The sequence below is a fragment of the Thermoleptolyngbya sp. M55_K2018_002 genome, from assembly GCF_015295965.1.
GTDB lineage: Bacteria > Cyanobacteriota > Cyanobacteriia > Elainellales > Elainellaceae > Thermoleptolyngbya > Thermoleptolyngbya sichuanensis.
Genome location: NZ_DVEA01000168.1, coordinates 1 through 6327, shown reverse-complemented (window position 1 = coordinate 6327; position 6327 = coordinate 1). Strand labels below are relative to the sequence as shown.

Annotated in this window: 7 protein-coding genes; 6 read left to right on the top strand and 1 reads right to left on the bottom strand. The window is 57.5% G+C overall.

The window, feature by feature from the left end; translation table 11 throughout:
• The 6 genes from IGS51_RS08510 to IGS51_RS08485 all read left to right on the top strand — a co-directional run.
• A partial coding sequence (locus tag IGS51_RS08510) for a HEAT repeat domain-containing protein (protein WP_367279292.1) occupies window positions 1-423 on the top strand: 423 nt, incomplete at its 5' end.
• Window positions 424-497: 74 nt separating this feature from the next.
• Window positions 498-1169 carry a HEAT repeat domain-containing protein gene (locus IGS51_RS08505; RefSeq protein ID WP_297078010.1) on the top strand — a complete coding sequence of 224 codons (672 nt, stop codon included), beginning with the start codon at window positions 498-500 and terminating at the stop codon, window positions 1167-1169.
• 13 nt (window positions 1170-1182) lie between these two features.
• A complete protein-coding gene (locus IGS51_RS08500; protein WP_297078009.1) occupies window positions 1183-2025 on the top strand; it encodes a phycobilisome rod-core linker polypeptide in 843 nt (280 codons plus the stop codon).
• Between the two features lie 109 nt (window positions 2026-2134).
• Entirely contained in the window at window positions 2135-2878 is a 744-nt protein-coding gene (locus IGS51_RS08495) for a phycobilisome rod-core linker polypeptide (RefSeq protein WP_172353719.1), read from the top strand.
• A gap of 555 nt (window positions 2879-3433) precedes the next feature.
• Window positions 3434-4171 carry a phycobilisome rod-core linker polypeptide gene (locus IGS51_RS08490; protein WP_297078008.1) on the top strand — a complete coding sequence of 246 codons (738 nt, stop codon included), beginning with the start codon at window positions 3434-3436 and terminating at the stop codon, window positions 4169-4171.
• Between the two features lie 139 nt (window positions 4172-4310).
• On the top strand, window positions 4311-5084 hold the full coding sequence (locus IGS51_RS08485) for a phycobilisome rod-core linker polypeptide (protein ID WP_297078007.1): 774 nt from the start codon (window positions 4311-4313) through the stop codon (window positions 5082-5084).
• A gap of 270 nt (window positions 5085-5354) precedes the next feature.
• Here IGS51_RS08485 and IGS51_RS08480 read toward each other — a convergent pair.
• The coding region (locus IGS51_RS08480) for a class I SAM-dependent methyltransferase (RefSeq protein ID WP_297078006.1) at window positions 5355-6327 on the bottom strand (973 nt) is incomplete at its 5' end.

Here is a 6327-nt window from a genome sequence, read left to right as displayed (position 1 = left end):
GCGATAAAGGTTCCGGGCCGGCCGCACCTGGCCCAGCCCTACGAAGCCGTTCTGGAGGCGCTGGGCGCGTTGGGGGCTGTGGAGGCGGTCGAGGTGATTCGTCCCTTTGTCGAGCATCCGCTCCAGCGGGTTCAGTATTCTGCGGTGCGGGCGCTGTACCAGTTGACGGAAGACGCGGCCTACGGCGATCGCCTGGTGGCCGCGCTGCAAAGCGACGACATTAATCTGCGTCGCGTCGCCCTGTCGGATCTGGGTGCTGTGGGCTACCTGCCCGCTGCCGAGGCGATCGCCACCGCCACCACCGAAAACAGCTTCAAACTCTTTTCCCTCAAAGGATTGCTAGAACGCGCCGTCCGTCAGTCACCCGACACCCTCAGCGCCGACGCTATTCGGGTGATGACGCTGATGGACGGGATGCTGTAGGCAGGCTGTAAAGGGAGAGAGGGAGAGAAAACACCCACCCACCCCGTCACCCATCCACCCCGTTACCCACCTCCATGCCTACTCCCCTCGCCACCCTCATCGCCGACATCGACCAGGCCGATTCGCCGGAACGGTTGATTGCGGCTGTGCAGGCATTGGCGGCGGCGCGGCTGGAAGAAGGGATTCCGACGCTGATTCGGGCGCTGGGGTTCAACAATCCCGGTGCGGCAGTGATGGCGGTGAAAGGGCTGGTGCAGATGGGCGAGGCGGCGGTGATGCCCCTGCTGACGCTGCTGGATGACTACAACTACGGCGCGCGGGCTTATGCAATTCGGGCGCTGGCGGCGATCGCCGATCCGCGTGCGCTGGACGTGCTACTGTCGGCAGCCGAGACGGACTTTGCTCCCAGCGTGCGCCGCGCGGCCACCAAGGGCGTAGGGCAGTTGCACTGGCTCAAGCTGGCAGACTCCGAGCGGGCGATCGCCCAGTCCCGCACCTACGATACGCTCGTTCGCATCCTAGACGATGCCGACTGGTCGATCCGCTATGCGGCGATCGCCGGACTGCAAGCCCTAGGACAGTCCGCACCCGACTTGCAGCCTCAGATTCTCGAAACACTGCGAACTCTCGCAGACTCGGATATTGCCGTGCAGGCGCGGGTTCAGTGGGCGATCGCCACGCTGCAATCTCCCCAGCCTGTTCCCAACAGCTTCCCTGGCTCCCAAACCCCAATCCCAAACCCCTAAACCTCTAACCACCATGTCAATTCCCCTGCTCGAAATCACACCCAAAACCCAGAACCAGCGCGTACCCGGCTACGACGTTCCGGACGAGGACGACGCTCGGATTTATCGCCTGACGGATGCTACCTCCGACACCGATGTCAACAACATCATCTGGGCCTGCTATCGCCAGATCTTCAGCGAGCATCTGATTTTGGAAAGCTATCGGCAGGAGTTTCTGGAATCGCAACTGCGGAACCGTGCTATCTCCGTGCGCGAGTTTATCCGAGGTCTGGGCAAATCGGAAGTCTATCGAGAGCAGATTGCCGAACTCAACTCCAACTATCGAGTGGTTGAGCTAACGGTGCAGCGCTTTTTGGGTCGCCCCTCCTACGGCAAACAGGAGCAAATCGCTTGGTCGATTGTGATTGCCACCAAAGGGCTGCATGGCTTCATTGATGCGGTGGTGGATAGCGACGAATATCGTTCCAACTTCGGCGACGACATCGTGCCCTATCAGCGCCGCCGCATGGAGGCCCGCCCCTTTAACCTGGTGAACCCGCGCTATAACGACTATTGGCGCGGCCGCCTGCTGGAGCGGGAAATGATGACCCGTTCTTACTACCAGGTGCGGCAATATCAGGCGGGCGAACTGGACAAGAAAGTGGTGCGGCAAGCGATTCCGGCATCCTTCTTCATCATGGCAAAGGGCATCATCACGCCCCAACTTACGCCCCAGCGCGACGTGGCCCGCTCCACCTCCAGCGCCATCAAGGTGCCCGATATGAGCCGCGACGACAACGGCACCCCCAAGCCTACGGTCAAACCCGTTGCCACCCGACTGCCCTACAGCTATATCCCGCCGCTGAAGAAGAATTAGGGTTTCGGTATCCGGTGTCAGGGGTTGGGGTTCAGGAATTTACTCACGTCCTGGCCCCTACATCTGGTTCCCAAACCTCTAACTCCTAAACTCTAACCCCTGGAAAACCATGAGCATTCCCCTTCTTGCATACAAACCTGCGTCTCAAAACCAGCGCGTGCCGGGTTATGAAGTCGGCAACGAGGACACCCCCTATATCTATCGCCTGGAAGACGCAGCCGATAACTCCGACATCGAGCAGCTAATTTGGGCGGCCTATCGCCAAGTGTTCAGCGAGCACGTCATTCTCAAGAGCAGCCGTCAGGGTGATCTGGAATCGCAGTTGAAGAACCGCTCGATTACAGTGCGGGACTTTATTCGCGGGCTGGCCAAGTCGGAAACCTACCGCAAGCTGGTGGTGGAAACCAATTCTAACTACCGGATTGTGGACATTACGCTGAAGCGCCTGCTGGGCCGTGCGTCCTACAACCAGGATGAGCAAATTGCCTGGTCAATTGTGATTGCCACCGAGGGCTTTGAGGGCTTTGTCGATCAACTGCTGGACAGCGACGAATACAGCACCAACTTTGGCGACAACACGGTTCCCTACCAGCGGCGGCGCTATCGCGATCGCCCCTTTAACCTGGTGACTCCCCGCTATGGTGACTATTGGCGCGATCGCCTAGAAGCCGAGCGCTATAAGTGGGGTGACGTTCGCAACTTCCTCGAAATGGCGAAGGCCGTACAGCCAAAGCCGATGCAGTTTACTTCGGTGTCTACGGCAAATATCAAAATTCCCGATATGAGCCGCAGCAGCGCCACCGCAGGCGTGCCCGTGTCCATCAGCCCCTCGGCCAGCTTCCCCGTCCGCTAAAAGTCTGGCCTTCAGGCGTTGGCGGTGTGTGAAAGGCGGTTTGTGAAAACTGCGGATCAACCTTCAACGCCTGAAGCGCTGGAAACTGTTTAAGACACCTAAGGCGCGTAGGACACATTAAAAAACGTTTAAGACACGTTTAAGACACGTTAGGATACGCGCTGATTTCCGTTCTAGATTGACCACCTCTTGCATAAGAGACTTGCATAGAAGATTGGATTTAGCCGTTCAAACTTGTCCGTTCAAACTTAATCGTTCAACCATAGTTCGTGCAGCGATTCGCGCTAATTTTCTCAACTCTGGCTAAATCGTATTTTGAGATTGTTCTACGTTCGGGTCAGGGATTGGTTCGCAAAGATTGAAACCGGTGTGTTTTTTAGCTGACTGATTGCTTGATGAAGGGGCGATCGCCCGCATACCGCATCCAATCGTTCCCGCTTACTTAGCCTGAATGCAACGCTATGCTCTGGTTTATTCGGGTTCCTGTAAAATCCCCGACCTCTGACTCTGTGCAAGAAGTCTCTTCACCTTTCAGATGTTGAAGGAGAAATCGAGATGACATTGCCTCTTTTAGACTACAAGCCAACCGCGCAAAACCAGCGGGTATCTAGCTTTGGCACGGTTGACACCAACGGCGACATTCTCTACGTCTATCGGCTCGAAGACTCTCGTGCGGCGGATGAAGTGGACGAGTTGATCAACGCCGCCTATCGCCAGGTGTTTAACGAGCAAGAGCAGCTTCGGTTTAATCGCCAAATTGCGCTGGAAACTCAGCTCCGCAACCACTCCATTTCCGTGCGGGACTTCATTCGGGGGCTGGCCAAGTCAGAGCGATTCTATCGGCTGGTGGTGGAGCCAAACAACAACTATCGCCTGGTCGAAATGTGCCTGAAGCGGCTCCTTGGCCGTGCGCCCTACAGCAAAGACGAAGAAATCGCTTGGTCGATTGTGATTGCTACTAAGGGCTGGGGCGGCTTCGTGGATATGCTGATTGACAGCGACGAGTACGCCCAGGCCTTTGGCGACAACGTGGTGCCCTACCAGCGCAAACGGATGGGCGATCGCCCCTTCAGCTTTACCCCGCGCTATGGAGCCGCCTACCGCGACAAGCTGCCGAAGCCCCGTCCCTACGTCCCTGTAGGTCGATTTGCCCTGAACTTTGACCAGCCCTTCGACCTGCAAGCCTTCCTCAAGACGGCCAACTGGGGGCGCGTGTCGATTGTTGTGCTGACGCTGGTGCTGATGCTGGCCGTGCTGGCGCTGGTGAGTTCGCTGCCCGGAGCCACCGGATAAGCTGGATTCCATTTGCAAAAAAGCCGATTGCAGATGGAGTCTAGAGGTTCAATCCACGGGATAATAAGCCAAAGACTGTCGTTAGACCGCTGGCTTGAACCATTTCAGACGTTCCATAAAACTGAAGGGAGATACTTGAATGGCGTTGCCGTTGCTTGAATACAAACCAACCACTCAGAACCAACGGGTTCGCAGCTTTGGCGCTGCTGACCAGAACGAGGACACTCCGTACATCTATCGTCTAGAAGACGTTGCGGATGATTCCGATATGCAGCAAGTCATCTGGGCGGCCTATCGTCAGGTGTTTAGCGAACATCAGATCCTCAAATTCAACCGGCAGCCCGCGCTGGAATCTCAGCTCAAGAACCGTGTGATCACCGTGCGCGACTTTGTGCGGGGGCTGGCGCTGTCTGAGCGCTTCTACAGCCAGGTCGTGAGCGTGAACGACAACTATCGCTTGGTGGACATTACGCTGCGCCGCCTGCTGGGCCGCAAAGCCTATAACCAAGACGAAACCATTGCCTGGTCAATCGTGATCGCCACCAAGGGCTTCGACGGTTTTGTGGACGCACTGCTCGATAGCGAAGAATACACCAACGCCTTTGGCGACTACACTGTGCCCTATCAGCGCAAGCGCATGGGCAACCGCGATGAGGGTCGTCCCTTTAACCTGGTAACGCCGCGCTATGGCGAAGAGTTTCGCGACAAGGTGGGAACCACCAAGACCGACTGGCGATTTGTGGTGGAGAAGTTCTACAGCCGCAAGTTCCAGGAGCGGATGCTGTCCGAGGGAGATCCCCGCAAGTATCGCGACATGGCCGCCGCTGTGGGGGCCAAGGGCAACTATGCTCAAACCCTCCGCGCCAACGATATCGACTACTTGAACAAGGTTCCCTATCGCGGTCGCCGCTAATGGGGTTCAGGGATCAGAGGTTGAAGATGGGCAGTGGGGCGATCGCCCTTTTGAACATCACGCCTTCCCGCTAACAAACCTCATCAGTGTGCCAACATCGCCAGAGCGCGATTTCCAGAATCCGGTTTTGCAAATCTTGAAGCTGCTCACAGACCGCGCTTCCTAAAGCGCCGTCCAGCGAGTGGTTTTGGGACTGGCAAAGCCGGATTTAGTTTTTGCGCCTTTGCTTCCAGGCCCCATCACGGCATAACGCTAAGCCAGCCGATGACGCTAAGCCAGCCAGCCTACGCGAGTCAGCGGCAAATTCCAGCGTGTCTCCGACTTTGGACGCAGCAGCGTTTGATAAAGCCCCATCTGATTCTGTTCAAAGCCGAGAGCAGAGCCAAGCAGATAGGCCCGCCAGAGTTGCAGATAGCGATGGGGCAGCGTTTCAGGCAGGGTGCTGGGTAAGCGGCCCGATTGCTCACTGTTTTCTAGCATTCGGTTCCGCATTGCGTCGCCCAAAAGCCGTTTTGCCTGAGCAGCAGCGTTTCGCAGATTGGCTTCCCAACAGCGCAGGGTTTTGGCGTAGTGGAGTCGCCATCCGTCTACGTCCACAATTTCCCAGCCGGCCGCCTCGGCGGCATCCAGCACCGTCGAGAGACGCAGCAGTTCGCCGTGGGGAAAGATGTAGCGGTTGATGAACCGTTCGCCCAGGCTGCTGCCGTTCCATTCGGTGCTGGCGGTGATGCCGTGATTGAGGAACAGACCACCGGGTTTGAGCGATCGCCCAATGCGCTGAAAATAAACGGGCAGGTTCCTGCGACCCACATGCTCCATCATGCCCACGGACACGATCTTGTCAAATGTGGGCGTTTGCGGCAGGTCGCGATAGTCCATCAACTGCACCTGGAGGCGATCGCCCAGACCCGCCTCTGCAATTTTTTCCTGGTTATAGTCCAATTGCGCCTGGCTGAGCGTGATGCCAACGCCAAACACGCCGTACCGTTCCACCGCCCAGCGCAGCAGCGCCCCCCAGCCACAGCCAATATCTAGCAGCGTTTCCCCCGGCGACAGGCGCAGCTTGCGACAGATCAGGTCTAGCTTGGCTGCCTGCGCCTCGGCCAGCGACATCTGTTCCGTTTCAAAGTGGGCGCAGGAGTAGACCATGCGCGGATCGAGCCAGAGCTGATAAAAGTCGTTGCCCATGTCGTAGTGGTGATGGATGGCGGCTCGGTCTTGTGCGGGGGTGTGGCGCGTCTTT